This is a genomic window from Sphingopyxis sp. L1A2A (assembly GCF_005502465.1).
Classification (GTDB): domain Bacteria; phylum Pseudomonadota; class Alphaproteobacteria; order Sphingomonadales; family Sphingomonadaceae; genus Sphingopyxis.
On record NZ_SCOT01000043.1, the window covers coordinates 1 to 24,507 of the forward strand.

Annotated in this window: 28 protein-coding genes; 16 read left to right on the forward strand and 12 right to left on the reverse strand. The window is 65.4% G+C overall.

All coding sequences use genetic code 11. The annotated features are described in order from the left end of the window. Positions 1-110: 110 nt before the first annotated feature. The 3 genes from FFS68_RS16035 to rplU all read right to left on the reverse strand — a co-directional run bounded on the left by FFS68_RS16035 (position 111) and on the right by rplU (position 1,793). Positions 111-707: a GNAT family N-acetyltransferase gene (locus FFS68_RS16035; RefSeq protein ID WP_137754203.1), complete on the reverse strand. Its 597-nt coding sequence runs from the start codon at positions 705-707 to the stop codon at positions 111-113. Positions 708-947: 240 nt separating this feature from the next. After that, the gene (gene rpmA / locus FFS68_RS16040) at positions 948-1,217 is read right to left on the reverse strand and encodes a 50S ribosomal protein L27 (RefSeq protein ID WP_039577112.1); all 270 of its coding nucleotides are present in this window, start codon (positions 1,215-1,217) and stop codon (positions 948-950) included. Between the two features lie 48 nt (positions 1,218-1,265). Then, on the reverse strand, positions 1,266-1,793 hold the full coding sequence (gene rplU / locus FFS68_RS16045) for a 50S ribosomal protein L21 (RefSeq protein WP_137754204.1): 528 nt from the start codon (positions 1,791-1,793) through the stop codon (positions 1,266-1,268). A gap of 229 nt (positions 1,794-2,022) precedes the next feature. Here rplU and FFS68_RS16050 point away from each other — a divergent pair, with 229 nt between their 5' ends. Continuing rightward, on the forward strand, positions 2,023-2,544 hold the full coding sequence (locus FFS68_RS16050; protein ID WP_137754205.1) for a hypothetical protein: 522 nt from the start codon (positions 2,023-2,025) through the stop codon (positions 2,542-2,544). Positions 2,545-2,645: 101 nt separating this feature from the next. Here the strand turns inward: FFS68_RS16050 and pspF are convergent, their stop codons facing one another. Then, entirely contained in the window at positions 2,646-3,683 is a 1,038-nt protein-coding gene (pspF, locus tag FFS68_RS16055; protein WP_137754206.1) for a phage shock protein operon transcriptional activator, read from the reverse strand. A 177-nt stretch (positions 3,684-3,860) separates the two neighbouring features. Here pspF and FFS68_RS17985 point away from each other — a divergent pair, with 177 nt between their 5' ends. The 10 genes from FFS68_RS17985 to FFS68_RS16100 all read left to right on the forward strand — a co-directional run bounded on the left by FFS68_RS17985 (position 3,861) and on the right by FFS68_RS16100 (position 7,588). After that, positions 3,861-4,031, forward strand: a complete 171-nt coding sequence (locus FFS68_RS17985; protein ID WP_171003926.1) for a hypothetical protein — start codon at positions 3,861-3,863, stop codon at positions 4,029-4,031. A gap of 91 nt (positions 4,032-4,122) precedes the next feature. After that, positions 4,123-4,788: a phage shock protein PspA gene (pspA, locus tag FFS68_RS16060; protein ID WP_137754207.1), complete on the forward strand. Its 666-nt coding sequence runs from the start codon at positions 4,123-4,125 to the stop codon at positions 4,786-4,788. A gap of 12 nt (positions 4,789-4,800) precedes the next feature. Beyond that, positions 4,801-5,076, forward strand: coding sequence for an envelope stress response membrane protein PspB (gene pspB, locus FFS68_RS16065; protein WP_105999549.1), 276 nt, complete (start codon positions 4,801-4,803; stop codon positions 5,074-5,076). A 1-nt stretch (position 5,077) separates the two neighbouring features. Continuing rightward, entirely contained in the window at positions 5,078-5,458 is a 381-nt protein-coding gene (gene pspC, locus FFS68_RS16070; protein WP_137754208.1) for an envelope stress response membrane protein PspC, read from the forward strand. A gap of 47 nt (positions 5,459-5,505) precedes the next feature. Beyond that, positions 5,506-5,805, forward strand: coding sequence for a hypothetical protein (locus FFS68_RS16075; RefSeq protein WP_120217313.1), 300 nt, complete (start codon positions 5,506-5,508; stop codon positions 5,803-5,805). 11 nt (positions 5,806-5,816) lie between these two features. Then, positions 5,817-6,134: a hypothetical protein gene (locus tag FFS68_RS16080; RefSeq protein ID WP_137754209.1), complete on the forward strand. Its 318-nt coding sequence runs from the start codon at positions 5,817-5,819 to the stop codon at positions 6,132-6,134. 11 nt (positions 6,135-6,145) lie between these two features. Continuing rightward, positions 6,146-6,394, forward strand: coding sequence for a hypothetical protein (locus FFS68_RS16085; RefSeq protein WP_137754210.1), 249 nt, complete (start codon positions 6,146-6,148; stop codon positions 6,392-6,394). 34 nt (positions 6,395-6,428) lie between these two features. Next, positions 6,429-6,692 carry a hypothetical protein gene (locus FFS68_RS16090; protein WP_137754211.1) on the forward strand — a complete coding sequence of 88 codons (264 nt, stop codon included), beginning with the start codon at positions 6,429-6,431 and terminating at the stop codon, positions 6,690-6,692. Between the two features lie 63 nt (positions 6,693-6,755). Then, entirely contained in the window at positions 6,756-6,974 is a 219-nt protein-coding gene (locus tag FFS68_RS16095; protein WP_137754224.1) for a hypothetical protein, read from the forward strand. A gap of 203 nt (positions 6,975-7,177) precedes the next feature. Continuing rightward, positions 7,178-7,588, forward strand: coding sequence for a SufE family protein (locus FFS68_RS16100; RefSeq protein WP_137754212.1), 411 nt, complete (start codon positions 7,178-7,180; stop codon positions 7,586-7,588). Between the two features lie 86 nt (positions 7,589-7,674). Here FFS68_RS16100 and FFS68_RS16105 read toward each other — a convergent pair whose 3' ends face one another. The 6 genes from FFS68_RS16105 to FFS68_RS16130 all read right to left on the reverse strand — a co-directional run bounded on the left by FFS68_RS16105 (position 7,675) and on the right by FFS68_RS16130 (position 16,695). Next, entirely contained in the window at positions 7,675-10,323 is a 2,649-nt protein-coding gene (locus FFS68_RS16105; RefSeq protein ID WP_137754213.1) for a TonB-dependent receptor, read from the reverse strand. A gap of 456 nt (positions 10,324-10,779) precedes the next feature. Then, a complete protein-coding gene (gene clpX, locus FFS68_RS16110; protein ID WP_137754214.1) occupies positions 10,780-12,051 on the reverse strand; it encodes an ATP-dependent Clp protease ATP-binding subunit ClpX in 1,272 nt (423 codons plus the stop codon). Positions 12,052-12,308: 257 nt separating this feature from the next. Continuing rightward, positions 12,309-12,959 carry an ATP-dependent Clp endopeptidase proteolytic subunit ClpP gene (gene clpP / locus FFS68_RS16115; RefSeq protein ID WP_137754215.1) on the reverse strand — a complete coding sequence of 217 codons (651 nt, stop codon included), beginning with the start codon at positions 12,957-12,959 and terminating at the stop codon, positions 12,309-12,311. A 154-nt stretch (positions 12,960-13,113) separates the two neighbouring features. Continuing rightward, entirely contained in the window at positions 13,114-13,452 is a 339-nt protein-coding gene (gene fdxA, locus FFS68_RS16120; protein ID WP_137754216.1) for a ferredoxin FdxA, read from the reverse strand. 112 nt (positions 13,453-13,564) lie between these two features. Further along, positions 13,565-13,921, reverse strand: a complete 357-nt coding sequence (locus FFS68_RS16125) for an RNA-binding S4 domain-containing protein (RefSeq protein ID WP_137754217.1) — start codon at positions 13,919-13,921, stop codon at positions 13,565-13,567. Then, complete coding sequence (locus FFS68_RS16130; protein WP_137754225.1) at positions 13,921-16,695, reverse strand: helicase-related protein; 2,775 nt, start codon at positions 16,693-16,695, stop codon at positions 13,921-13,923. The genes FFS68_RS16125 and FFS68_RS16130 overlap by 1 nt, the downstream gene beginning before the upstream one ends. Positions 16,696-16,967: 272 nt before the next feature. On the opposite strand from FFS68_RS16130, the gene FFS68_RS16135 reads away from it, so the two are divergent. From FFS68_RS16135 to FFS68_RS16155, 5 genes are all read left to right on the forward strand, one after another. Then, positions 16,968-18,509: a M23 family metallopeptidase gene (locus tag FFS68_RS16135; RefSeq protein WP_137754218.1), complete on the forward strand. Its 1,542-nt coding sequence runs from the start codon at positions 16,968-16,970 to the stop codon at positions 18,507-18,509. Positions 18,510-18,683: 174 nt separating this feature from the next. Beyond that, positions 18,684-19,682, forward strand: coding sequence for a porphobilinogen synthase (gene hemB / locus FFS68_RS16140; RefSeq protein WP_137754219.1), 999 nt, complete (start codon positions 18,684-18,686; stop codon positions 19,680-19,682). Further along, positions 19,679-20,221 carry a GNAT family N-acetyltransferase gene (locus tag FFS68_RS16145; protein ID WP_137754220.1) on the forward strand — a complete coding sequence of 181 codons (543 nt, stop codon included), beginning with the start codon at positions 19,679-19,681 and terminating at the stop codon, positions 20,219-20,221. The genes hemB and FFS68_RS16145 overlap by 4 nt, the downstream gene beginning before the upstream one ends. Beyond that, positions 20,218-22,482: a fused MFS/spermidine synthase gene (locus FFS68_RS16150; protein WP_137754221.1), complete on the forward strand. Its 2,265-nt coding sequence runs from the start codon at positions 20,218-20,220 to the stop codon at positions 22,480-22,482. The genes FFS68_RS16145 and FFS68_RS16150 overlap by 4 nt, the downstream gene beginning before the upstream one ends. Then, a complete protein-coding gene (locus tag FFS68_RS16155) occupies positions 22,479-23,033 on the forward strand; it encodes a gamma carbonic anhydrase family protein (RefSeq protein WP_137754222.1) in 555 nt (184 codons plus the stop codon). Before FFS68_RS16150 ends, FFS68_RS16155 begins: the two co-directional genes overlap by 4 nt. A gap of 160 nt (positions 23,034-23,193) precedes the next feature. Here the strand turns inward: FFS68_RS16155 and FFS68_RS16160 are convergent, their stop codons facing one another. Both FFS68_RS16160 and FFS68_RS16165 read right to left on the reverse strand, forming a co-directional pair. After that, positions 23,194-23,766: a urate hydroxylase PuuD gene (locus FFS68_RS16160; protein WP_137754223.1), complete on the reverse strand. Its 573-nt coding sequence runs from the start codon at positions 23,764-23,766 to the stop codon at positions 23,194-23,196. An 80-nt stretch (positions 23,767-23,846) separates the two neighbouring features. Beyond that, positions 23,847-24,507: inner membrane-spanning protein YciB (locus tag FFS68_RS16165; RefSeq protein ID WP_349290392.1), on the reverse strand; the 661-nt coding region annotated here is incomplete at its 5' end.

Sequence of the window (24,507 nt, forward strand, 5' to 3'; positions counted from 1 at the left end):
GGGTGGGGTTTTGCAAGGTAGCGCAAGGCCGATGGACCCCACCCGCTGCGACTAAGCCAGCAAGCTGGCAAGTCTCGCTGCCCTCCCCTGAAGGGGAGGGCGTAAATTGCTCACGCCGCCATCAACCGCAGTTCCTGTCGGAAATCCTCGTCCACCCCGATGCGGCTTCGCATCGGGGTGACGCTGGTGTCGGCGTCGGCATCGCCCTCTTCGAACAGGGCGACCGCGCCGTCGCCGCCGCGCGCCAGGCTGTACCGCTGCGCGACCTTGCCGGTCGGCCGAAAGCCCAGCTTGCGCAGCACCGCGCCCGACGCCGGATTGTCGAGGAAATGCCCCGCGGTCAGCCTGGGCAGGTGCATCGCGCGCGCAATGCCGACCAGCTGGCGCCCGGCCTCGGTCGCAAAGCCCAGACCCCAATAGGGCCGCGCGATCCAATACCCCAGTTCGGGGTTGCCGGTCTCGTCGGGCTTGATGCCGCAGCCGCCGACGAGGCGCGGGGCGCCGCCGGTGCGTGCAAAGATCAGGAACCGCGGCTGGGCGGGGTCGATCGGCTGGTCCAGAAACGCCTGCGCCTCGGCCTCGCCATAGGGCCAGGGCGCGGTCGCCAGGTTACGGACCACCGCCTCTTCGCCGATCGCGCGGGCCAGCGCCGGGGCGTCTTCCAGCCAGCCGGGCCGCAGCAACAGTCTTTCGGTACGCGCGAACATATTTATCACTCCCAATTGCCCGTCGCCCTGGCGCCAGATGGTGACGCTTTGACGACAGTCGATGCGGAGGGAGATGGATGGCCCGATTTTCACGCCTGCCCGCCAAGCTGCGGACAATGGGCAAGAAAAAAGGGAGTCCGGGGGTGACCCGTCTCCCTCTTTTCGAACTTTGTTTCCGCTGTTGGCGGAAAGGACCGTTCCGGGTCATCCCTTGGTGGGCGACCCGTACAAAGTCGTCCGTTATTCTGCGGCTTCCGCCATGGCATCGACCGACACATATTTGCGGCCGAGCTTGCCATCATGGAATCGGACATGGCCTTCGGCGGTCGCGAACAGCGTGTGGTCCTTGCCCATGCCGACGTTGACACCCGGGTAAACCTTGGTGCCGCGCTGGCGCACGATGATGTTGCCGCCGATCACTTCCTGACCGCCGAACTTCTTCACGCCAAGGCGGCGGCCGGCTGAATCGCGACCGTTGCGCGATGAACCGCCTGCTTTCTTATGTGCCATGACTGATGCTCCTTAATTCGTTTCAGGGGCCGAGCCGCGTTGCCGCGCTCAGGCGTCCTTCTTGGGGGCTGCCTTTTTGGCAGCGGGCTTCTTGGCGGGTGCGGCCTTTTCGGCAGCTTCCGACTTGGGAGCAGCGGCCTTCTTGGGCGCAGCTTCCTTCTTCGGTGCTGCTTCCTTCTTCGGTACTGCTTCCTTGGCGGGTGCAGCGGCCTTGGCTTCGGTCGCCGGAGCGGCTTCAGCCTTCGGAGCGGCTTCCTTCTTCGGCGCGGCCTTCTTGGCTTCGCCGACGGCGAGGATGCGCAGCAGCGTCAGCGACTGGCGGTGACCGTTGCGACGGCGATAGTTATGCCGACGGCGCTTCTTGAACACGATGACCTTTTCGCCGCGCGTCTGGGCGATGATTTCGGCCGAAACGACGAGGCCGTCGGCGCTCTTCACTTCGCCGCCGTCACCGGCCAGCAGGACGTCGCCGAGCGACACGGTGTCGCCAGCTTCGCCGTCGATCTTTTCAACGGCGATCTTGTCTCCGGCGGCGACGCGATACTGCTTGCCGCCCGTGCGCACGATTGCGAACATGGTCTTCCATCCAATCAAAAAACTAAATCACCCGCGCACCAATCACCCACCGGAGCGAGCGATTTTTCCGGCATGCGGGAAAGTCAGCGCCACTAGCGAGCCAGCGCTTCGCTGTCAACCGCCAAATTCCGTGCTTTTCGCGTGAAAAGCGGGTCCGTGACCGAATGGCGCGGCGCTCCGCCGATTCGGTACTTGCTGCCTTGCGCCAGCGCCCATATCAGGGTCGGCGATGAAGCGCATCCTTGTTACCTTGCCGCTGGCTCTCGCTACCTCGCTGTCGCTCTCGGCCTGTGCCGCGGCGCAGAACACCGGTGCGCCCTCGCTCGCCAAACGATCGGTCGAGGGCCGATTCGACGTCGCGCCGCCCGCGGTCGTCGTCACCCCGCCGGGGCCGCTGCCCGCCGATCTGGGCGGCAGGCTCGCGCGCTGGGAAGCCGATGCTGCCGGGGCGCAGCAGGCCTTTGCCGCCGAACGCGCCGGGACCGCATCGCTGGTGTCGGCCGCCGCCGGGGCGCCGGTTGCCAGCGAACGCTGGGTGGTCGCGCAGCAGGCGATCTCGCGCCTCACCGCCACCCGCGCGCCGCTCACCGGGGCGCTCGCCGACATCGACCGGCTCTATCTCGATCGCCGCGTCGATGAAGCGATCGACGGCCTGCCCGACATTTACGCGCTGCGCGAGCGGCTGGCGGATATGGTGTCAACGCAAGATGCGGTGCTGGAAGCAATGAACAGCCAGTTGCCGGGGCAGTAGCTTCACTCTTCGTCACCCCGGGCTTGGTCCGGGGGCCATGCGGCCGCCGTGGTCATGGATGCCGAATCAAGTCCGGCATGACGATGACGAGTGGAGTCGGCCTATTGATTCAACCCATGCTTCTTCAACGCATGGCGGATCTGGTCATAACTCAGCCCCAGCGCCTCGGCGGCGACCTTCTGGTTGAAACGGCAGCGCGCCATCGTGTCCGCCAAGATCTGGCGTTCATAGCTGTCGACCGCGGCCCGCATGTCGCTGACCGGGCCGCTGGGCAGCGCCATCGCGGCGGGGGGCGCGGGGTCGGCGGATGCCGTGGGCGCGCTGCCGCCATCCGCGGGCGCTGGCCCCTTGCGCACCACCGGCTGCCACGGGCTGGCAAAGGGGTCGAAATTCACCGCATCAACCGGCTTTTCGGGATCGGCCCAGCGATAGATGGCGCGTTCGATGACGTTGCGCAGCTCGCGGACATTGCCCGGCCAGTCGTGCCCCTCCATCGCCGCCAGCGCGCGCGGGCCAAAGCCCGGCCATTCTTCCCAGCCGAGCACCGCCGCCATGCGCTGGCCGAAATAGGTGGCGAGCACCTCGATATCGCCCTCGCGCGCGCGCAGCGGGGGCAGGGTGATGACCTCGAACGACAGCCGGTCGAGCAAGTCGGCGCGAAAGCGGCCCGCATCGACCAGCGCCGGCAGATGTTCGTTGGTCGCCGCGACGATGCGGACATCGACGCGGATCGGGCGCGACGACCCGACGCGCGTGACCTCGCCATATTCGACCGCGCGCAGCAGCCGTTCCTGCGCCCCCATCGACATCGTCGCCAGTTCGTCGAGAAACAACGTGCCGCCGTCGGCCTCCTCGAACCGCCCGGCGCGGGTGCGCGTCGCGCCGGTGAACGCCCCCGCCTCATGCCCGAACAGTTCGGACTCGATCAGCGTTTCGGGCATCGCAGCGCAGTTCAGGATGACATAGGGCCGGTCCCAGCGCGTCGACAGGCGGTGCAGCCGCTCGGCGATCAGTTCCTTGCCGGTCCCGCGCTCGCCGATCACCAGCACCGGGCGGTCGAGCGATGCGGCCAGGCTGGCGCGTTCGACCGCGTCCTGAAATGCCGCCGACTGGCCGATAAATTGGGTCTCGGGCTCCATTCCCAATCATTGGCAAAATATCCCGCTCGATGGCAAGTCAAATCGATGAGTCGGACGATTTCCGTGTGAAGTTGCGCGGTTTCGCGCCGCTTTGCACAATTGGCACGGTGTCTGCATTACTTTCAGCGAACCGGCGCAAATCGTGCCGGTGCAGCGAAAACCAAGGAAGGTTGACCCATGAAGTCGATGTTTGCCCAAGCCGCCACTTTCGTGCTGAGCACGGCCGGAGCGCTGGCCATCCTCGTCGGTGTGATCGACCAGCCGCAGGTCGCCGCCAGTTTTACCGGCAACCCCGCCGGTCCGCTGGTCGCCGCTGTCATGTCCCCGGCGGTCAGCGCTTTGGCCTGACCGGCACTGGTGCCGGGGCACTCTCCCCCCTTGCCCCGCCCCGGCACCAGCCTTTTTTCAAGCCTTAAAAATTTCGATTAGGAGTTTCACCATGGGTATTTTTTCACGCACCCGCGACATCATTGCCGCCAATGTCACCGACCTGCTCGACCGCGCCGAGGATCCCGAAAAGATGATCCGCCAGATCATTTTCGAGATGAACGAAACGCTGGTCGAAGTGCGCGCCTCTGCCGCACGCACGATCGCGGATCAAAAGGAAATGCGCCGCCACATCGCCAAGCTCGAAAGCCTGCAGGACAGCTGGAAGGAAAAGGCCGAACTCGCGCTGTCGAAGGACCGCGAAGACCTCGCCACCGCCGCGCTGGTCGAAAAGCAAAAGGCCGGCGACATGGCCGAACGCCTGAAAGCCGAGATCGCCGTTCTCGACGACGCGCTCAAGGGTTATGAGGACGATATCGCCAAGCTGCAGAAGAAACTCAGCGAAGCACGCGCCCGCCAGTCGAACGTGTCGACCCGCCTCGAAAGCGCCGAGAACAAGTATAAGCTGCGCGAAATGACCAATGGCGACCGCGTCGAAGATGCCTTCTCGCGCTTCGACATCCTCGAACGCCGCGTCGACGAAGCCGAGGGCCGCGCCGATGCGCTGAACCTGGGTTACAAAAAGTCGCTCGACGAAGAGATCGCCGAACTCCAGGCCGCCGACAAGGTCGCCGACGAACTCGCCGCGCTCAAGGCGGCGCAGGCCAGCAAGCAGTAAGGATCCAGACCGATGGAAGAAATCATCATCGTCCCGATCGTCATCGGAACGCTCTTCCTCGGTCTGCCCTGGCTGATCCTCCACTACATCACCAAGTGGAAACAGGCCAAGACGCTGACCGGAGAAGACGAACAGCTGCTCGACGAACTGTACGACACGGCGCGCCGGCTCGAAAACCGCCTGCACACCGTCGAACGCATCATCAGCGCCGACCATCCCGACTTCCGCCCCGCGGTACGTAGCGATGAAGACCTGGCGCAGCTCGAAAATACCAGCCGGAGGAACTGAGATGTCTGCCAGCCGCACAAAATTCTACCTCGACAAGCAGAACGCCAAATGGAGCGGTGTGTGCGCCGGGATCGCCGATTACAGCGGTGTCGACGTCCTCTGGGTCCGTGTCGGCGCGGTGCTCCTGACGCTGATGGGGGGCTTTCCCTGGACGCTGATCGCTTACTGGATGGTCGCCTGGATGGGCACGCCGAAACCCTTCGCCCTCTATGGGTCGCGTGAGGAAGCCAAATTCTGGCAGGGCGTGCGCAGCAATCCGACCGCATCGACCCGCGACATCAAGTCGCGCTTCCGCGACATCGACCGCCGCCTTGCCGACATCGAGCAATATTACACCAGCCACAACCGCCGCCTCGCCGACGAGATCGACGCGCTCCGTTAACTCGGGGCGCTGCGCCGGGCGGGCTGTAAGCAACAGGGAGAAGACAGATGAATTTCGGTGGTACCGGTTTCGTCCTCGCCATCATCGCATTGTCGATCGGCGGCTGGATGTTCACCACCTGGATCCGCGCCAAGCACGGCTATCCGGTTGAAAATGAATGGGGTGGCACGGTTCATCGAACCGACCCCGACGCTGATCGAAAAATCGCGCTGCTGACCGACGACAATGCCAAGCTGGCAGGCCAGGTCAGCCGCCTTGAAGAGCGGATTTCGGTGCTCGAACGCATCGCCACCGAAAATCATGGTCAGGCGGCACAGCTTGCCGACCAGATCGACCGCCTGCGCTGAGGGGAAGACACATGAATCTCGATGTCCTGAATACCATCGCCCCCGGCGCCGCCATCCTCGGCCTCGCCGCGATCGGCGGCTGGATCTTCACCACCTGGCTCCGCGTCAAGAACGGCTATCCGCTCGAAAACAGCTGGGGCAAGGCGGTCTATCCCAAGACCAGCGACGAAGCGATGGAACGCGTCAAGCTGATCAGCCAGGAAAACGCCCAGCTGCGCGCCGAGCTTGGCTCGGTCAAGGATCGCCTTGCCGTGGTCGAGCGCATCGTCACCGACGAAGGCAGCCGGCTGAGCCACGAGATCGAGGCGCTGCGGCGCCCGGCGAACTGAGGAGACCTGTGATGGGCGACGCCATCTGGATACTGATCCCCCTCGCTCCCTTCCTGCTCGGCGGCTTCGCCATCTGGTCGAAGCATCAGCAAAAGATGATCGAGAAGCAGTCCGAAATGACCGCCGAAAAGGCCGCGCAATATGCGGCGGCGACCGAACGGCTGGAGCAGCGAGTGCGCGTGCTCGAACGGATCGTTACCGACAAGGGAATTGACGTCGCCGACGAGATCGAAAAACTGCGCGACGCTCCGCTGAACTGAAGCAACGATAACAATATACGAAAGGATCTTCCCCATGGGCCCATTTGAAATGGTCGTCGGCATTGTCCTGATCGTGACGATCGGCAGCATCGTCCGCGCCAAGCACGGCATCCGCCGCGATCATAAGGGTGGCGAATATTTTGTCGCGACCGACAATGCCGAAACCAAGGCGCTGCAATCCGAAATCCGCGCGCTGAAGGACCGTATCCAGGTGCTCGAACGCATCGCCACCGACCACAACCGCGCCGTCACGCTCGATGAGGAAATCGAGAAGCTGCGCGACCGGTCGCCCTCCTGACGACCGTGACGAAGAAGGAGCCGCATCATGGCCACCATTACGTCTGACCTAGCCTCCAACCTGATGATCAGTGCCGTCGCGCTGACCGCGCTGACGATCATGAGCCTGGCGGCGCTGCGCGGCTGGCGCGACTGGATCCAGCTCAAGCGCGAAGAACTCGCCGCGGGGCACAGCATCGGCCACGACGCCGCCGTCCCCCACGCCGGATCGCGGATCGAAATCGCCGATCTGAAAGAACGGCTGCGCAAGCTCGAAGCGATCGCCGCTGGAGTGGATCTGTAATCCTTCTCCCTGAGGGAGAAGGATATGGAGCCTTACCGCGAAGCGGTTAGGCGGAGTTGGATGAGGGGTTCGGCCCTGTCGGCTAGCGCTCAGCCCCTCACCACTGCGACTACGCAGCAAGCTGCCAAGTCTCGTAGCCTCTCCCACAGGAGAGGCGGGAAGAAGTCTTCCCCCATCGCCCCAAATCTGCCAGTGCCGCCGCCATGCGCAGCCTGACCGACATCCACGACGAATATGACTTCCTCGACGGCGACGATCGGTATCGCCTGCTGATCGAACTCGGCCGCGAGCTTGGGCCGATGCCCGAGGCACTCAAGACCGACGCGACGCTGGTCCGCGGGTGCAGCGCCAGCGTCTGGGTCTATCCGGTGCCGCAGGCCGATGGCCGCCTGCACTTTCTGGCCGACAGCAACGCCGCGATCACCAAGGGCATCGTCGCGCTCGTCCTCGCCGCGGTGCAGGACAGGCCCGCCGCCGAGGTCGCCGCGATGGACGTCGCCGCCGCACTTGCGCCGTTCGATCTGACGCGCCAGCTGTCGTCGAACCGCACCCAGGGCGTCCCCAACATGATCGCGCTGGTCCAGGATACCGCCCGCCGCCTCGCCGCGGGCTGACCGGCCGCCACACGCTTTCCGCAAGGCAAAGAAAAAGGGCGCGGGAGTTGCCTCCCGCACCCTCATTCATGTTTATGCCGCGTGGCTTAGAAGCCGACGGTCAGCGTGCCGCTGATCGTGCGCGGGGCGCCGATCTGGGCGTTCGGAACCGACGAACCCTGCGACAGCGACGTGTTGTAGTTGCCGACATAGAGCGAGTCGAAGAGGTTGTAGACGTTGACCTGGAAGAAGGTCTGGTCGTTCAGGCCCAGGAATTCCAGGCTCAAACGCGCGTCCAGGTTGACCAGCCAGTAAGCGTTGGTCTTCGACGGATAGACTATCGTGCCGGCGCAGGTGGACGGAGCGATGATCGTCGGCGTGACGCTGCAAACCGGCAGGTTGGTGTCATAGATGTAACGACCGCCGGTGCGCTTGCCGGTGATGCCGATTTCGACCGGACCAAGGGTACCGCGCACCGTACCGCCGAACGAGTAAGCCGCAGCACCGGCTTCGGCATTGCCCGCGGTCGGCGAGAAGATCGGCTGGCCAACCGTGGTGCAGCCGGCGATGTTGCCGGTGACCTGAGCTTGGGTACAGGCCGAAACCTGAAGGTCGTCCTTGATCTTCGACTTCATGTACGAACCGAAAGCGTAAACCGCGAGCTCGGGGATCGGCTGATACGAGATGCTGCCGTCGATGCCGTATTTGTCGACGCGGCCAAGGTTACGGTAAAGCGTCCGCTGGGTTTCTTCATCGAAGGCCGAAGCGAGGCGGTTGTCGTACTTGGTGTACCAACCCGAAACCTGCGCCTGGATCTTGCTCGAGCGATAGCGCGCGCCGATGTCGAAGTTGTCGCTCGTTTCGGGGGCCGGACGGGCCGATGCCGTCGTCGGTGCGAAGAAGAACGAGTTGTACAGCGCGTCGGTGCCGGGGACCTGCAGACCCTTCGAATAGTTGGCGAACACCGACATCTGGCTGTTCGGTTTGAACACCAGCCCGATGTTGGGCAGGATGTCGTCATACTTCAGCACCCGCTGTTGCGGACCCTGGATCGTCGGGTTCAGCGTGGCGTAAGTGGCATTACGCGGATCGGTTGCGCTGCCAAAACATTCGACGAAGCCCGTATCGCTCGACGTGAAGCAATTGTTGTTCAGGTCGCGCTTGAAGAACGGGGCGCGGATACCGACCGTGGTAATGAAGCGGCCGTCGGCCCATTCGCCGCGATACTCACCCGAAACTTGGGTCAGGATCGCGTAGGACAGGCGGTCACGCTTTTGCAGCACGACGCCGGTGTTGTCGACCTGCGGTGTGTCGGTGACCGGGAAGACGCTGAACGGTTCGCCGTTGAACTGCAGCAGGCCGACTTCGCCGGTCTGGCGGTGACGCGCGCGGTCATAGGTGAAGCCGGCGCGGACGGTGTGGTCATCGTTGATGTCCCAGCGCAGGTTGGCGATCAGGCCATAGCGGTGGGTCTGCGTCTGGCTGGGGGCGAGCATCGCGACTTCGTCGAGAATGTCACCGTCGCCGTTGAGGTCGCGGCCGAAATAGGGACGGCCACCCAGATAACCGGTCTGGCAGTTGACGCCCGCGCCGGTGGTGGTGGTGGTGCAGTTGGCGACGTTAAGGCTGCCCGGCGTGGCACCGGCCGGATCGATGTCGAGGCGACGTTCGCGTGCGAACACCGTGCCGCCGCCATTCGCTTTCACATATTGATAGCTGGGATCGATCGTCAGCACGAGGCCGTCGGTCAGCGTGAACTTCGACGCACCGCGGATGTTGCCCGTGTTCGACGGGTTGTAACGGCGGTCGAATTCGGTGCCGCAGTTCGAACCCGAATCGGCAAGACCCGGACGCGCCACAACGGCGGTGTTGCAGGGCGCCAGAATGTCGTATTCGCGCTCGTCCTTGTCGATCGGGAAGCGGTTGCCCGAACCCGAACCGACGACGCGGCTGGGGTCGAGGCGCAGCGGCACCGAACCGAAGAAGTTGTTGCGGTTGACGTTATAGTGGCCGGCGACCGAGATGAAGTCACCATTGTCGCCGATCGGCTGCCAGATACGGCCGTTGAACTGCTTCTTGCGGATGCGGCCATAGTTGTTGAACGGGTTGTCGTTCGACGTGGTCGATGCCGCCAGGAAGGCGCGGGTGCCGAACGGCGTGAACTCGCCGGTGTCGACCATGCCAAAGATGCGAAAGAATTTGAATTCGCCGGCCGAACCCGACAGCTTGACGCCGAATTCTTCACCCGGGGTGCGGGTGCGATAGTTGACGGTCGAACCGGTCGCGGCGGCGGTCGGGCTGTCGACGTCGGTCGAACCCAGGTTGACGTTGACCTGCTCGATCAGCTCGGGGTCGAGCTGCTGGTTCGAATAAATGGCATAGTTGCCCGAATCGTTCAGCGGCACGCCGTCGAAGGTCAGGCTGATGCGATCGGCCGAAAAGCCGCGGATCGTCAGCTGGCCGCCGGCCGAGCCATAGGCGTCGTTGTTGGTGAAGTTGACGCCCGGGATCAGGTTGATCGTATCGAGAACGGTCTGGCCGGGGTTCTGGCGTGCGATGACTTCCTGACCCAGGACCGACTTCGCCTTCGACGTGTCGGGGACGGAGATGCCGGCGACGTCGGTTGCCGAAACGCCGGTGACGACGATTTCATCGTCGAAATCGACCGAACCGGTCGACTGGGCAAAGGCGGGCGTGGAAAGCAGCGCGAGCGGGATCAGCGCGCAGCTGGCGGCAAGCGTGTGACGGAAGTTCATTTCAGGATGTCCCCTTGTGTGATGTCATTCGGCAGGCGCGCGAAATGGGGCGCGCAAGTTCTGCGAGCGCCCCTGAAGCCCGCATGTGGCACGATTGTGACAGCAAATGTGACAGCGCAAGCGGCGCGCTCTGAAAGCCCGGGCCAAAGGTCAAAAAATCGCGAATTTGCGTGGAGGGCGGCGACTTATCCACAGCTCGCATTGCGTTTTTTCTGGCAACTGTTGCTGCAATGCAACAATTTTAACGGCTGACGCCGGTCGAGTCGCTGCTTTGCTGCGGTGAATTACACACTGTGGGCAGGTGCCCCGATCGACCATTCCGCTCGCGACGGCGGGGCGTGCGAACATCTGCGGCGTTGACGGCAAGGGCAGGGCGGCGCGTGACCACCGGTTCCGCGCCTGCGGGCTAAGCTTAGTAAAGCGCGATACCGGCGACAAACGCCAGCGGCAACGCCATCAGGCAGCGTCGCCCGCCGCTTCCTTCGCCTTGTCGGCATAGACGCGGACCGGATCCTTGCGGCCCTCGACGACATCCTTGTCGACGACAATCTCGACCACATCGGCGAGGTCGGGCAGGTCGAACATCGTGTCGAGCAGGATCGCCTCGACGATCGAACGCAGACCACGCGCGCCGGTCTTGCGTTCGATCGCTTTCTTGGCGACCGCGACCAGCGCATCGTCGGTAAAGGTCAGCACGACCTCTTCCAGATCGAACAGCTTGCGATACTGCTTCACCAGCGCGTTCTTGGGTTCGCCCAGAATCTTGACCAGCGCGTCGATGTCGAGATCCTCGAGCGTCGCGATCACCGGCAGGCGGCCGACGAATTCGGGGATCAGGCCGAATTTCAGCAGATCCTCGGGCTCGATATTCTTCAGCACTTCGCCCATGCGGCGCTCGTCGGGGCCGGCGACATGCGCGCCGAACCCGATCGACTTGCCCTGCAGGCGGTCGCCGATGATTTTTTCAAGGCCACTGAACGCGCCGCCGGCGATAAACAGGATGTTCGTCGTGTCGACCTGCAGGAATTCCTGCTGCGGATGCTTGCGGCCGCCCTGCGGCGGGACGCTTGCGGTCGTGCCTTCCATCAGCTTGAGCAGCGCCTGCTGCACGCCTTCGCCCGACACGTCGCGGGTGATCGACGGATTTTCGGCCTTGCGGCTGATCTTGTCGATTTCGTCGATATAGACGATGCCGCGCTGCGCCTTTTCGACATTATAGTCGGACGACTGGAGCAGCTTGAGGATGATATTCTCGACATCCTCGCCGACATAACCGGCCTCGGTCAGCGTCGTCGCGTCAGCCATGGTGAAGGGCACGTCGAGGAAGCGCGCGAGCGTCTGCGCCAGCAAGGTCTTGCCGCTGCCGGTCGGGCCGACGAGCAGGATGTTCGACTTTGCCAGTTCGACCTCGTCGCCGCGGCCGCTGTTCGCGAGGCGCTTGTAGTGATTGTGGACCGCGACCGACAGCACGCGCTTGGCTTTGTTCTGGCCGATGACATAGGCGTCGAGATGCTGGCAGATTTCCAGCGGGGTCGGCACCGCGCCGTCCTTGCGCGCGGCAACCCCGCCCTTGATCTCTTCGCGGATGATGTCGTTGCACAGTTCGACGCATTCGTCGCAGATGAACACGGTGGGGCCGGCAATCAGCTTGCGGACTTCGTGCTGCGACTTGCCGCAGAAGGAGCAATAGAGGGTGCTCTTGCTGTCCGAGCCGCTCAATTTCGTCATAAAACTTCCTTTGGCAGGCGCCGAAATGGCGGTGCCGTCCTTATCCTAGCCCGCGGTCACCCAATTACAATATGGCAATTGGGTGACATCGCGGCGATGTCCCGCCTAGCGCCAAGGCACCAAACGGGCGTCAACAAATGCGGTTACCAATCCCCGTCGTTCGTCATGCCGGACTTGATCCGGCATCCATATCGCCCCGTGGGCGATGGACCCCGGATCACGTCCGGGGTAACGATATTGGGGATCAGCCGCGCGACTCAGGGCGTCGGGCCTTCGCTGATATCCTTCGGCGCGTCGTCGCCCGGGGCGCCGGGGCGGCGGTCGAACACCTGATCGACCAGACCAAAAGCCTTGGCTTCGTCGGCCTCGAGGAAGGTATCCCGGTCCATCGCTTTTTCGATCTCTTTCAACGACTTGCCGGTGTATTTCACATACAGGTCGTTCATCCGCTTCTTGATGCGCAGGATTTCGCGCGCCTGAATTTCGATGTCCGACGCCATGCCGCGCGCGCCGCCCGACGGCTGGTGGATCATCACGCGGGCGTTGGTCAGCGCAACGCGCATCCCCGGCTCACCCGCGGCGAGCAGGAAGCTGCCCATCGACGCCGCCTGGCCGACGCACACCGTGCCGACGCGCGGGCGAATATATTGCATCGTGTCGTGGATCGCCATGCCCGCCGTGACGACACCGCCCGGCGAGTTGATGTACATATAAATGTCCTTCTTCGGATTTTCCGATTCGAGGAACAGCAGCTGGGCGGTGATCAGCGACGCCATATTGTCCTCGACCTCGCCGGTGACAAAGATGATCCGTTCGCGCAGCAGGCGCGAGAAAATGTCAAAGCTGCGTTCGCCGCGGCTCGTCTGTTCGACGACGACGGGAACCAGAGCGGCGAGCGGGTCGATCATTGGAAATTCGTCCTTATGTTTCCGGGATGCCGCACCGGAGAATCCGGCGGGCTGGCCCCTCTGTCACCTACATCGTCGCCAAGCGAGAGGGTTTCAAGGGGTCAAAAGAAAGGGGCGGGAAAGTCCCGCCCCGATCGGATTGCCAGTTTTCGGATCAGTCGCCTGCGCCGGGTTCGGGCGAAAACAGCGTCTCGAACTTGCCTTCGACGCCCTTATATTCGTCGGCGTCGGCGGGGCTGTCTTTTTTGACCGTGATGTTCGGCCATTCGGCGCTGAACTTGGTGTTCACTTCCAGCCATTTTTCCAGGCCGCTTTCGGTGTCGGGCAGGATCGCTTCAGCGGGGCATTCGGGTTCGCACACGCCGCAATCGATGCACTCATTGGGGTTGATGACGAGCATATTCTCGCCCTCATAGAAACAGTCGACAGGGCACACCTCGACGCAGTCCATATATTTGCACCGCACGCAGGCATCGGTGACGACATAGGTCATGGTTTCGGCTCCCTCAGGCGACGGCAATCGGGCCGTCAGGCTCTCACTCGGCTCGCCTCTATGCCGCCGGGCGGCGGTGCGTCAACGCCTAGCAAGCAGTTGCGAATCACTCTCATTGGTTAGGGGGAGGCGCGGGATTTGGATGCACAGCATTTCCATCATCCTTGATAGCGCGATTGTCAGTCGTCACCGGCGCGGTGAGCTTTTGGTAACAGGCCTGCGCCTCGGCCGCCGAGCCGCGGCGCACCGGCAGCGTCAGCAGGCGCACCACCTCGATCTGTTCGCCGACCGGCAGGACCAGCGTCTGCCCGACATGTACCGCGCAGGACGAACGGGCGATGCGCCGCCCGTCGAGCCGGATATGCCCCGCCTCGACCACCGCCTGCGCCCGGCTGCGCGAGCGTGCAAAGCGCAGGAACCACAGCAGCTTGTCCAGCCGGATGCTGCCCGCGGCGCCCGGGCTTGCCATCAGTCCTTGCGGCTCTCGGCGAGCAGCGCTGCGAGGCCAGCGAACGGGCTGGTCGGCGAGGGACCGCGCCGCGCCGGGCGATCGGCGCGCGGTGGGCGCGGGGGATCGCCGCGTGGCCTTTCGGGGTGGCTGCGCTTGGCCATGGCCTGATGGACCGCCGGGCGCCGCAGGTCGCCGTTGGTCGCGGCGCGCGGCGGTGCGTCGGCGCTTTTGCGCGGCGACTTGCGGCGCGGGCGTTTTTCGGGCTTGCGCAGCCCCGACCAGCGCCAGCGATGCAGCGCCGGGTCGCCGACGCCGCGGAAACCGAAACTGCCCAAAAGCCCGCGCCGGGTTTCCTCATCCAGGCCGAGCGAGGTGGCCAGCGCCGGGTCGATCACAAAGCCGGGCGGCGGCGCCGCGGCGACGCCCTCGCTGTCGTCGCCCGCGCCATGCTGGTCGTCATGATGATCGGCGCCGCCCGCGATCGGTGCGGTCGGCGGCGCCGCCGCCTGCATCCGCGCCGCATGCGCCTGCCGCGCCAGTTTTTCGGCCATGTCGATGCGCAGCCAGCCTGACGCACAGCGGCGAAAGCCGGCGATCGTCAGCCCGGCGTGGCTGCCGGTCTTTTGCAGCACCGCGCCGTGCGGCGGCAGCGCCGGCACCGGCGCCCCCTGCTGCGCGGCGATCAGCGCGGCGCGCCAGCGCACCGCCTCGGGCTTCAGCAGCGTCGGATGGAAAATGTCGAGCGACCCGATCGTCAGGCCGAGCTTGCGCAGCTGCGGCCGCTCCTCGGCGCTCAGCGCATTGAGTTGCTCATCGACCGCCGCGCGGCCGATTGTGCCGCTGCCGTCGACCAGCGCGGCGAGCAGCGCGCGCACCCGCGGCGGGGTGAACAGGTCGCCGGCGGCTTCGCCCATCGCGGCCAGCGGCGCGGCATGCCGCGCCAGTTGCTGCGCCACAAAGCGTTGCAGCCGCTCGGCAATCGCTTGCACCTGATGCAGCTCCAGCCGCCGCAGCGACGGATCGACCTGGATCGCCGGCTGGACCAGCGTCGGCCCTCGGGCGAGCGTCGCGACGGCATGGCCGTGCCACGCGAGCCGCGGCGCGGCGCCCGGTTCGGCGATCAGCGACAGGGCGCTGTCGTCGCCCTCGGCCAGGGTGGCGGCGCGCCGCGCCAGCTCGGCGCGCAGATGTTTTTCGGCCGCCGCGAGCAGCATCCGGTGATCGCTCGCCTTCGCCACCGGATCGACCTTGAACTGAAAGCCTTTGAGGGTGCCGATCGCCTCGCCATCGACCGCGACGGTGCCATCGGGTCCGACGGCGACCGGCAGCGCGGCGCCCCGCTGTCCGGCATCGCGCAGCAACAACGCCAGCCGCCGGTCGACGAACCGCTGCGCCAGCGCCGCGTGCAGCGCGTCGGACAGCCGCGATTCGAGCGCCTGCGCCTGTTCGGTCCACCCCGCAGCGCCCGCGATCCAGTCGCCGCGCTGGGCGATGAAGCACAGGGTGCGGACCGCAGCGATGCGGCTTGCGAGCTGGTCGATGTCGCCCTCGACGTCGTTCAGCTTGGCCAGCCGCCGCGCGAACCAGTCGGGGTCGATCATCCCATCGCCGCTGGTCCGCCATTGCCACAGTTTGAAGATCGTCCGGCTATGATGCTCGGCGCCCAATTGCTCGAAATCGGGCAGGCCGCAAATGTCCCACAGGCGCTGCACCGCGTCGAAATCGCCGCCGCGCGCGCGCACTTCCATGTCGCCCGCCAGATGCTTGAGCACCGCGATGTCGACCGCTTCGGGGGCGGGGCGCAGCACCGGCTGCGTCGGCGGCTGCGCCAGGTCGGCGAGCAGCTGATCGAGCGAGCCGAAGCCGGGGGTCGGATTGCGCCAGAACAGGCTGGACAGCGGCGGGAAATGATGGCCTTCGATCGCCGCGACTTCCTCTGGGGTAAACCCCCCCTGCGGCAGGCCGATGGTGCCAAAGCTGCCGTCCTGCTGATGCCGCCCGGCGCGCCCCGCGATCTGCGCCATTTCGGCGACCGTCAGCCGCCGCAGCCGCCGCCCGTCGAATTTCTGCAAACTGGCAAAGGCGACATGCTGGACGTCGAGGTTCAGCCCCATGCCGATCGCGTCGGTGGCGACCAGATAATCGACCTCGCCCGCCTCGAACATCGCGACCTGCGAATTGCGGGTCTTGGGGCTGAGCGCCCCCATCACCACCGCGGCGCCGCCCGAAAAGCGGCGCAGCATTTCGGCGATCGCATAGACTTCCTCGGCCGAGAAAGCGACGATTGCCGAGCGTTTGGGCAGGCGCGACAGCTTTGACGTGCCGGCATAGCTCAGGGTCGAAAAACGCGGGCGGGTGATGATTTCGGCTTCGGGGACCAGATTTTTCACCAGTCCGCGGATGCTCGCCGACCCCAGGATCATCGTCTCGTCGCGGCCGCGGGCGCGGAGCAGGCGGTCGGTAAAGACATGGCCGCGCTCGGGGTCGGCGCCCAGCTGCGCTTCGTCGATGCCGACGAACGCGACGTCGCGTGTCAGCGGCAGTGCCTCCATCGTGCCGAGCAGATAGCGCGCGTCGGGCGGAATGATCCGCTCCTCGCCGGTGACCAGCGCGACTTGCGCGGCGCCCTTGATCGCGACGACGCGGTCGTAAATTTCGCGCGCCAGCAAGCGCAGCGGAAAGCCGATCATGCCGCTCGAATGGGCGGTCAGGCGCTCGACCGCCAAATGGGTTTTGCCGGTGTTGGTGGGGCCAAGGACAGCCTTGACCGGCTGGGAAGAGGATGACGTCATTTTCTTGACCGCCAAGCTGGCATGGCCGCGGGCGCCGCGCAACAGGCGATCGTCGAACCGCAGCGCGCGCACCAATTTTTCCGCCGACGTCGCATCATATCCCGCCCCCGCCACGACTGGCCGCAACACGCCGCGGCAAACCCGCCATTAAATTGACTTTAACGACCTTTCTTTACAGACAAGCAGTCGAAAATATCATTCGACGGCCGGGTTCGGGAGGCCCGTCGAGCGGGGGTTGCAGTTTGTTTCAGCGTCACGAACCCATCGCGGGGATGTCCGGCAATGCGGCCGCGCTCACGATGTCGCAAGCGATCCCGCTGCAGCGCGTCGCGGCCGATGCCGAATCGCTCGGTTGGCGCGACCGGCTCGCCGGGCTCGATCTTGTTCCCGACCTTGGCGACAATATCGGGTCGGCGGAATGGTGGCGCGGGCTCGCGACATTAACCTTGCTGTGCGGCACCGCGATCGCAAGTTTTCCGGGAATTCAGCCGCTTAGCGTCGGCGGCACCCCGGCCCTCGATGCTGCCGATTTCAACGAGGCGCGCGCGCAGATGATCGTGCCGCTGGCGCTCGGCGGCGACACCGGGCGGCACATGGCGGCGACCGACGCGGTCCGCCCGCTGACCCAGACCCCCGAACGGCCCCAGATCGAACTCACCGCTACCTTGGGCAGCGGCGACAGCTTCGCGCGCCTGCTCGAACGCTCGGGCGTCGGCAGCGGCGAGGCGCAGGCGCTGGCGAATCAGGTGGCGGTCGCGGTGCCGCTCGCCGACATCGCGCCGGGCACCCGCATCGACCTGATTCTCGGCCGCCGCGCCGCGCGCACGATGCCGCGCCCGGTCGATGCGCTGGCGATGCGCGCGCGCTTTGACCTGCGCATCGAAATGGAGCGCGAGGGCGACCGGCTGGTGATGCGGCGCATCCCGATCGCGGTCGATATCACTCCGCTGCGCATCCGCGGCCGGGTCGGCGACAGCCTGTATCGCTCGGCGCGCGCCGCCGGGGCACCGGCGACGGCGATCCAGTCGTACCTGCGCGTGATCGGCCGCCAGATTTCGGTCGGCAGCGACATTCGCGCCAATGACGAGTTCGACATCATCGTCGATTATCGCCGCGCCGAAACCGGCGAGAGCGAGACCGGCAAGCTGCTCTATGCGGGGCTGGTCCGCGGCGGCAAGGCCAAGCTGTCGATGCTCGAATGGACGGTCGATGGCCGCGTGCAGTGGTTCGAGGCGTCGGGCGTCGGGCAGCAGCGCGGCGGCATGGCGCGTCCGACCAATGGCCGCGTCACCTCGACCTTCGGTATGCGCCGCCATCCGATCCTCGGTTACAAACGGATGCACAGCGGGATGGATTTTGGCGGCGGTTATGGCGCGCCAATCTATGCGGTCGCCGACGGCGTCGTGGCGATCGCCGGCCGCCACGGCGGCTATGGCAATTTCGTCAAGCTCAGCCACGGCAACGGGCTTGGCACCGGCTATGGTCATATGAGCCGCATCGCGGTGCGCCCGGGCCAGCGCGTCAATCGCGGCCAGGTGATCGGCTATATCGGCTCGACCGGCCTGTCGACCGGCCCGCATCTCCACTATGAACTCTATCGCAACGGCCGCGCGGTCAATCCGTCGTCGGTGACCTTCGTCACCCGCGCGCTGCTCGAGGGCAAGGCGCTCGCCGATTTCCGCGCCCGCATCCGCGCCCTGACCGCGGTCGCGCCGGGCGCCGCGCTGACCCCGATCGCGCCGAAACAGGTCGAAGGGCCGAAACTCGGCAGTCTCGCCGATGTGGCGTCGAAGCGCGCCGAGGGCGGGATTTAACCTCTCGGGCAAGCATCCTCTAAATCCGTTCGTGTCGAGCGAAGTCGAGACACTCATCTACGTCATGCTGCGCCGACGGGTGTCTCGACTTCGCTCGACACGAACGGTGCTTGGGCGTCCCTGAATCCGCCAATATCCATTTGCCCCACGCCCGCACCCCGCTATGCACGCCGCATGACCCACGCTGCCTTTCCCGACCTCCGCCTCCGCCGCACCCGCCGCACCGGCTGGAGCCGCGCCATGGTGCGCGAAACGACGCTGTCGCCGTCGAACCTGATTTGGCCGCTGTTCGTCTGTGACGGATCGGGAACCGAGGAAGCGATTGCCAGTCTGCCCGGCGTCTCGCGCTGGTCGATCGATCGTATCGTCGACCGCGCCCGCGATGCCGTGGCGGCGGGCATCCCGTGCCTTGCGCTGTTTCCCTATACGCAAGCCGACCGGCGCAGCGAGGATGGCGGCGAGGCGCTCAATCCCGACAATCTGATGTGCCGCGCGACCGCCGCGATCAAGCAGGCGCTCGGCGACGACATCGGCGTGCTCACGGACGTCGCGCTCGACCCTTATACCAGCCATGGGCAGGACGGGCTGATCGACGACAGCGGCTATGTCCTCAACGACGAAACCGTCGAGGTGCTCGTCGGACAGGCGCTCAATCAGGCGCGCGCCGGCGCCGACATCATCGCCCCCAGCGACATGATGGACGGCCGCATCGGTGCGATCCGCGAGGCGCTGGAGGCCGAAGGTTTCGGCCATGTCCAGATCATGAGCTATGCCGCCAAATATGCGTCGGCCTTTTACGGTCCGTTCCGCGACGCGGTGGGCTCGCGCGGGCTGCTGAAGGGCGACAAGAAAACCTATCAGATGGACCCCGCCAACGCCGAGGAAGCGCTGCGCGAGGTCGCGCAGGATCTGGCCGAAGGCGCCGACAGCGTGATGGTCAAACCGGGGCTGCCCTATCTCGACATCGTCGCCGCGGTGAAGGCGAACTTCGCCGTCCCCGTCTATGCGTATCAGGTGTCGGGCGAATATGCGATGATCGAGGCCGCGGCGGCGGCGGGCGCGGGCGACCGCGACGCGCTGGTGCTCGAAACCTTGCTGGCGTTCCGCCGCGCCGGGGCATCGGGGGTCTTGAGCTATCATGCGCTGCACGCGGCGCGGCTGCTGAACGCATGATCGAAACCGAGCGGCTGGTCATGCGATCGTGGCGCGATGACGATGTCGCGCCCTTTCAGGCGATCTGCAGCGACCCCGACGTCATGGCGACGCTCGGTCCGCCGCTCGACCTCGCGGCGACCGCGGCGCTGGTCGAACGGATGCGCGGGCTTCAGGCCGCGCATGGCCATTGCTTCTGGGCGCTCGAGCGACAGGCCGACGCCCGGCTGATCGGCTGGTGCGGCGTCATTCGCGGCACGGTCGGCCCGGTGGCGAACAAGGCCGAGATCGGCTGGCGCCTCGCCCGGGACGCTTGGGGTGCGGGTTACGCGACCGAGGCCGCGCGCGGCGCCATCGCCTGGGCCTTCGCCAATCTTTCCGACGCCGACGTCTGGGCGATCACCGCGCGCGGCAACGACCGCAGCCGCGCCGTGATGGAGCGGCTGGGCATGGACCACCGCACCGACCTTGCCTTCGACCATCCCAAGCTGGCGGCGGGTGACCCGCTACGCCCGCACGTCGCCTATGCGCTGCCGCGCCCCGTCCCGGAGACCGCATGACCCTGTCCCATTCCCCGTCGCCGCGGCGCTGGCTGTTCGTGCTGACCATATTGGTCGGCAGTTTCCTGCTGTTTCAGGTCCAGCCGATGGTGGCGCGCATGGTGCTGCCCAAACTCGGCGGCGCCCCGGCGGTATGGAACAGCGCGATGCTGGTCTATCAGGCGCTGTTGCTCGGCGGCTATGCCTATGCGCATTGGCTTGGCCGCTTCGCGGTGCGGCGCCAGGCGATCATTCACGTCGCGCTGTTCCTGGTTGCCGCGCTGTGGCTCCCGATCGGCATCGCGCAGATCGCGCCGCCCGGCCCGGGGCAAGAGGCGCTGTGGGTGCCGCTGTTGTTGCTGGCGTCGATCGGCCCCGTGTTCTTTGTGGTGTCGGCGCAGGCACCACTGATGCAGCGCTGGTTCGCCGCCGACGCCCGCGCCGGCGATCCCTATTATCTCTACGCCGCATCGAACCTCGGCAGTTTCGCGGGGCTGATCAGCTATCCGGCGCTGGTCGAACCGGCGCTGCCGCTGGCGGCGCAAAGCTGGGGCTGGACCGCGGGTTATGCGCTGCTCGTCATACTCGTCGCAGCGACGGCGGCGGCGCGCTGGCACGGACGCGCCGAAGCGCATGAAGCGGGCGCCGCCACCACCGAACCGCGCCCGACCATGCGGCGCCAGCTCCACTGGCTGCTCATCGCCGCGGTGCCGTCGGGGTTGATGCTGTCGACGACAACCCATCTGACCACCGACATCGTCGCGATGCCTTTGTTGTGGGTGCTGCCGCTCGGGCTCTATCTGCTCAGCTTCGTGATCGCCTTTTCGACGATGGACCGGCTGACCGAGATCATCACCTTCATCGCCCCGGCGGTGCTGCTGGCGGTCGGGGGGCTGGCGCTGCTCAGTTCGGGCGGCGGATCGATGATGGTCGCGCTAGCCAGCCTTGCGATGCTGTTTGTCGTCGCGACCGCGCTGCACGGCTATCTGTATCATCTGCGCCCGGCGACGCAGCATCTGACGCTCTTTTATCTGGTGATGTCGGCGGGCGGCGTGCTCGGCGGTTTGTTCGCCGCGCTGTTTGCGCCGCTGCTGTTCGACTGGGTGTATGAACATCCGCTGCTGATCCTCGCCGCGGCGGCGCTGCTGCCGCTTCCGGCGCTGCTGCCGTGGAACCAATGGCTGCGCCTGTCCGTGCCCCGCGCGCGGATCGCGGCGGCGGTGCTGGTCGCGATCGCGGCGGTCGCCAGTTGGCAGATGGTGCGCGGCTGGGGCGGCGTGCTCGAAGGATCGACCGCCGCCTGGGGCATCGCCCTCTTTGTGATCGGGCTGCTGGTGATCGGCTGGCGCTGGGCGTTTGTGACGGTGCTGGCGCTGCTGATGATCGGGGTCGGCGGTTGGGACACCGTGCAGGAAAGTTTCACCGGCGCGCGCGTCCGCAGCTATTTCGGCGTCTATACCGTCACCGACTATCCCGCGCAGGGGCAGCGCCGCCTGGCGCATGGCACGACGCTGCACGGTTTGCAGCGCACCGATCCGGCGCACCGCCGCGAGCCGACGACCTATTATGGCCCGAAATCCGGTGTCGGCCTGACGCTGGGCAAAGCCGACGCGCTTGCCGGACCGCGGGCATCGATCGGCATCGTCGGGCTGGGGGCGGGGACGCTCGCCTGCTATCGGCGGCCGGGCCAGCAGTGGACGATTTTCGAAATCGATCCGGTGATGGTCGACATCGCCCGCGACCCTGCCAAATTCACCTTCCTGTCCGATTGTGCCGGCGACACCCCGATCGTCATCGGCGATGCGCGCCTGAAAATCGCCGAGCAGCCCGCGGCGCGCTTCGACATATTGGTCATCGACGCCTTTTCGTCCGACGCGATCCCGCTGCACCTGCTGACCAGCGAAGCGATCGGCATCTACAAACGCGCGCTGAAACCCGACGGCATTCTGCTGATCCATATCTCGAATCGCTTTTTCGGGCTGGAACCGGTGCTGGCCGAAGAGGCGCGGGCGCGCGTCTGGACGGCGGCAATCCGGCTCGATCCCGGCCCGGCCGACGACGACCTCAGCGATCTGACCGGGTCGAATTGGGTCGCGCTGACCGCGACGCCGCAGCGGATGCAGCAATTGACCGGCGGTATTCGGCCGCGCGGTGCTGCTGCCAGCGACGGCGCCTGGGTGCCGCTGAATGCGCGGGCGGGCTTTGAACGCTGGACCGACGATTATGCCTCGACCTTGCCGGTCCTGCTGTGGAACAATGTCATCGGGAACCACGACGAATGACTTATACCGACGTCAGCATTATCACGGTAGGCGGCAAGACGCCGCGGATCGACCCCAGCGCCTTCATCGCGCCGGGATGCCGGATCATCGGCGACGTGACGATCGGGCCCGATGTCAGCATCTGGTATAATTGCGTGCTGCGCGCCGACGTCAGCCATATCGTCGTCGGGGCGCGCTCGAACATCCAGGACGGCAGCATCGTCCATTGCGACGGCCCGATGCCGCACCGGCCCGAAGGCTTTCCGACGATCATCGGCGAAGATGTGCTGATCGGCCACCTCGCGATGGTCCATGGCTGCACGCTCGCCGACCGGGCGTTCGTGGGGCTGAAGGCGACGGTGATGAACGGGTGCCGCATCGGCAGCGACGCGATGCTCGCGGCGGGTGCGCTGCTCACCGAGAACAAGGAAATCCCGGACCGCGAGCTGTGGGCCGGATCGCCGGCGCGGCGGGTGCGCGAGATCGACGACGCGCAGGCCGCGGGGATGCAGCTGGGCGTTGCGCATTATGTGATGAACGGGCGGCTGCACAAGGCGGCGGTGGAGGGTTGATTACAAAACCGACCTGTTACCCGTTCGTGTCGAGCGAAGTCGAGACATGTGGCGTTGGTGCTCGACTTCTGCGTGTCTCGACTTCGCTCGACACGAACGGGTAACAAAAAGGGCGCCCCGGCTTCCCGGCGCGCCCTTTCTTGAACCGTTGCTGGTCAGCTCAGCTGAAGTTCACCATCGCATAGAGCATCGGGATCGACAGCAAGGTGTTGGTCCGCGAAAAGATCATCGCGGTTTTGGCGGCCTTGGCCTTGGTCGCATCGTCGGCCTCGACGATACCCAGCGCCTTTTTCTGGTTCGGCCAGATCACGAACCACACGTTGAACGCCATGATCAGGCCCAGCCACATGCCGACGCCGATCAGCTTATAGGGATCCTGCAGGCCCAGCGCCGGGACCAGATATTTGGCGTGGCCCGCGATTGCGACGCCCAGCAGCACGGTGATCAGCGCCGCCCAGCGGAACCAGAACAGCGCGGCGGGCGCGATATGCTTGCCGACGGCGGGTTTCAGTTCGGCCGGGATTTTCGGCATCGTCGGAATCTGGACGAAGTTGAAATAATAGAGCAGGCCGATCCACAGCACGCCAAAAAACGTGTGCAGCCAGCGCATGACCGCGTTGGCGGCGGCGATGCCGTCCTCGAAATTCTGGCCGTTCAGGCCCAGCATCAGGATGATCGCGAGCACCAGTCCCGCACCGAGCACGGCATGCAAATTGCCGAAAAATTTGTCCATTGCAGTTTCCCCCTGTTTTTGCGGCACGGGAAGCGACCCAGTGCCAAGCGGCATCGCTATGCCAGCGTCGGGGGCCGGACTCAACTTTTGTCGGTGGCACCCTCTTCGGGCATCGCCAGCCCGTTCTTCAGCATTACCGGCACCTGGCTGAAGGTGAACAGGAAAGAGAGGGCGGTGACGCCCCACACCTTGATCGTCAGCCACAGGTCAAAGCTCATCTGTTTCGCCTGGATCAGCTCGTACATCACATGATTGGCGATGCCGAGCGCGGCAAAGAACAGCCCCCAGTTGCGCGACAGCAGCAGCCAGCCGCGGTCGGTCAGGCCTTCGAGCGCCGATTGCAGCAGATATTTCAGCATCGGCTTGCCGAACCACCAACCGCCGAGCAGCAGTGCCGCAAAGGCGGCATAGATGATCGTCGGCTTCATCACGATGAAACGCTCGTCGTGGAACCAGATGGTCAGCGCGCCAAAGCCGATGACCAGGATGCTAGACATCCACAGCATCGGCGAAATCTTGCCCAGCTTCCACTTCGACACCGCCATCGCGACGATGATCGCGGCCATGAAGGCGATCGTGCCCTTGATCGCGGCGGCGGTCGCGGCAAACGCGCCTTCGCCGCCCGACGAGAATTTATAGGCGATAAAGAAAACGAGCAGCGGCCCGAAATCGATCACAAAGTTCAGCCAGCCATGCTTGGCGGGCGGCGCCGCGGGAATCGCTTCGGGGCCGGTGGGGGGG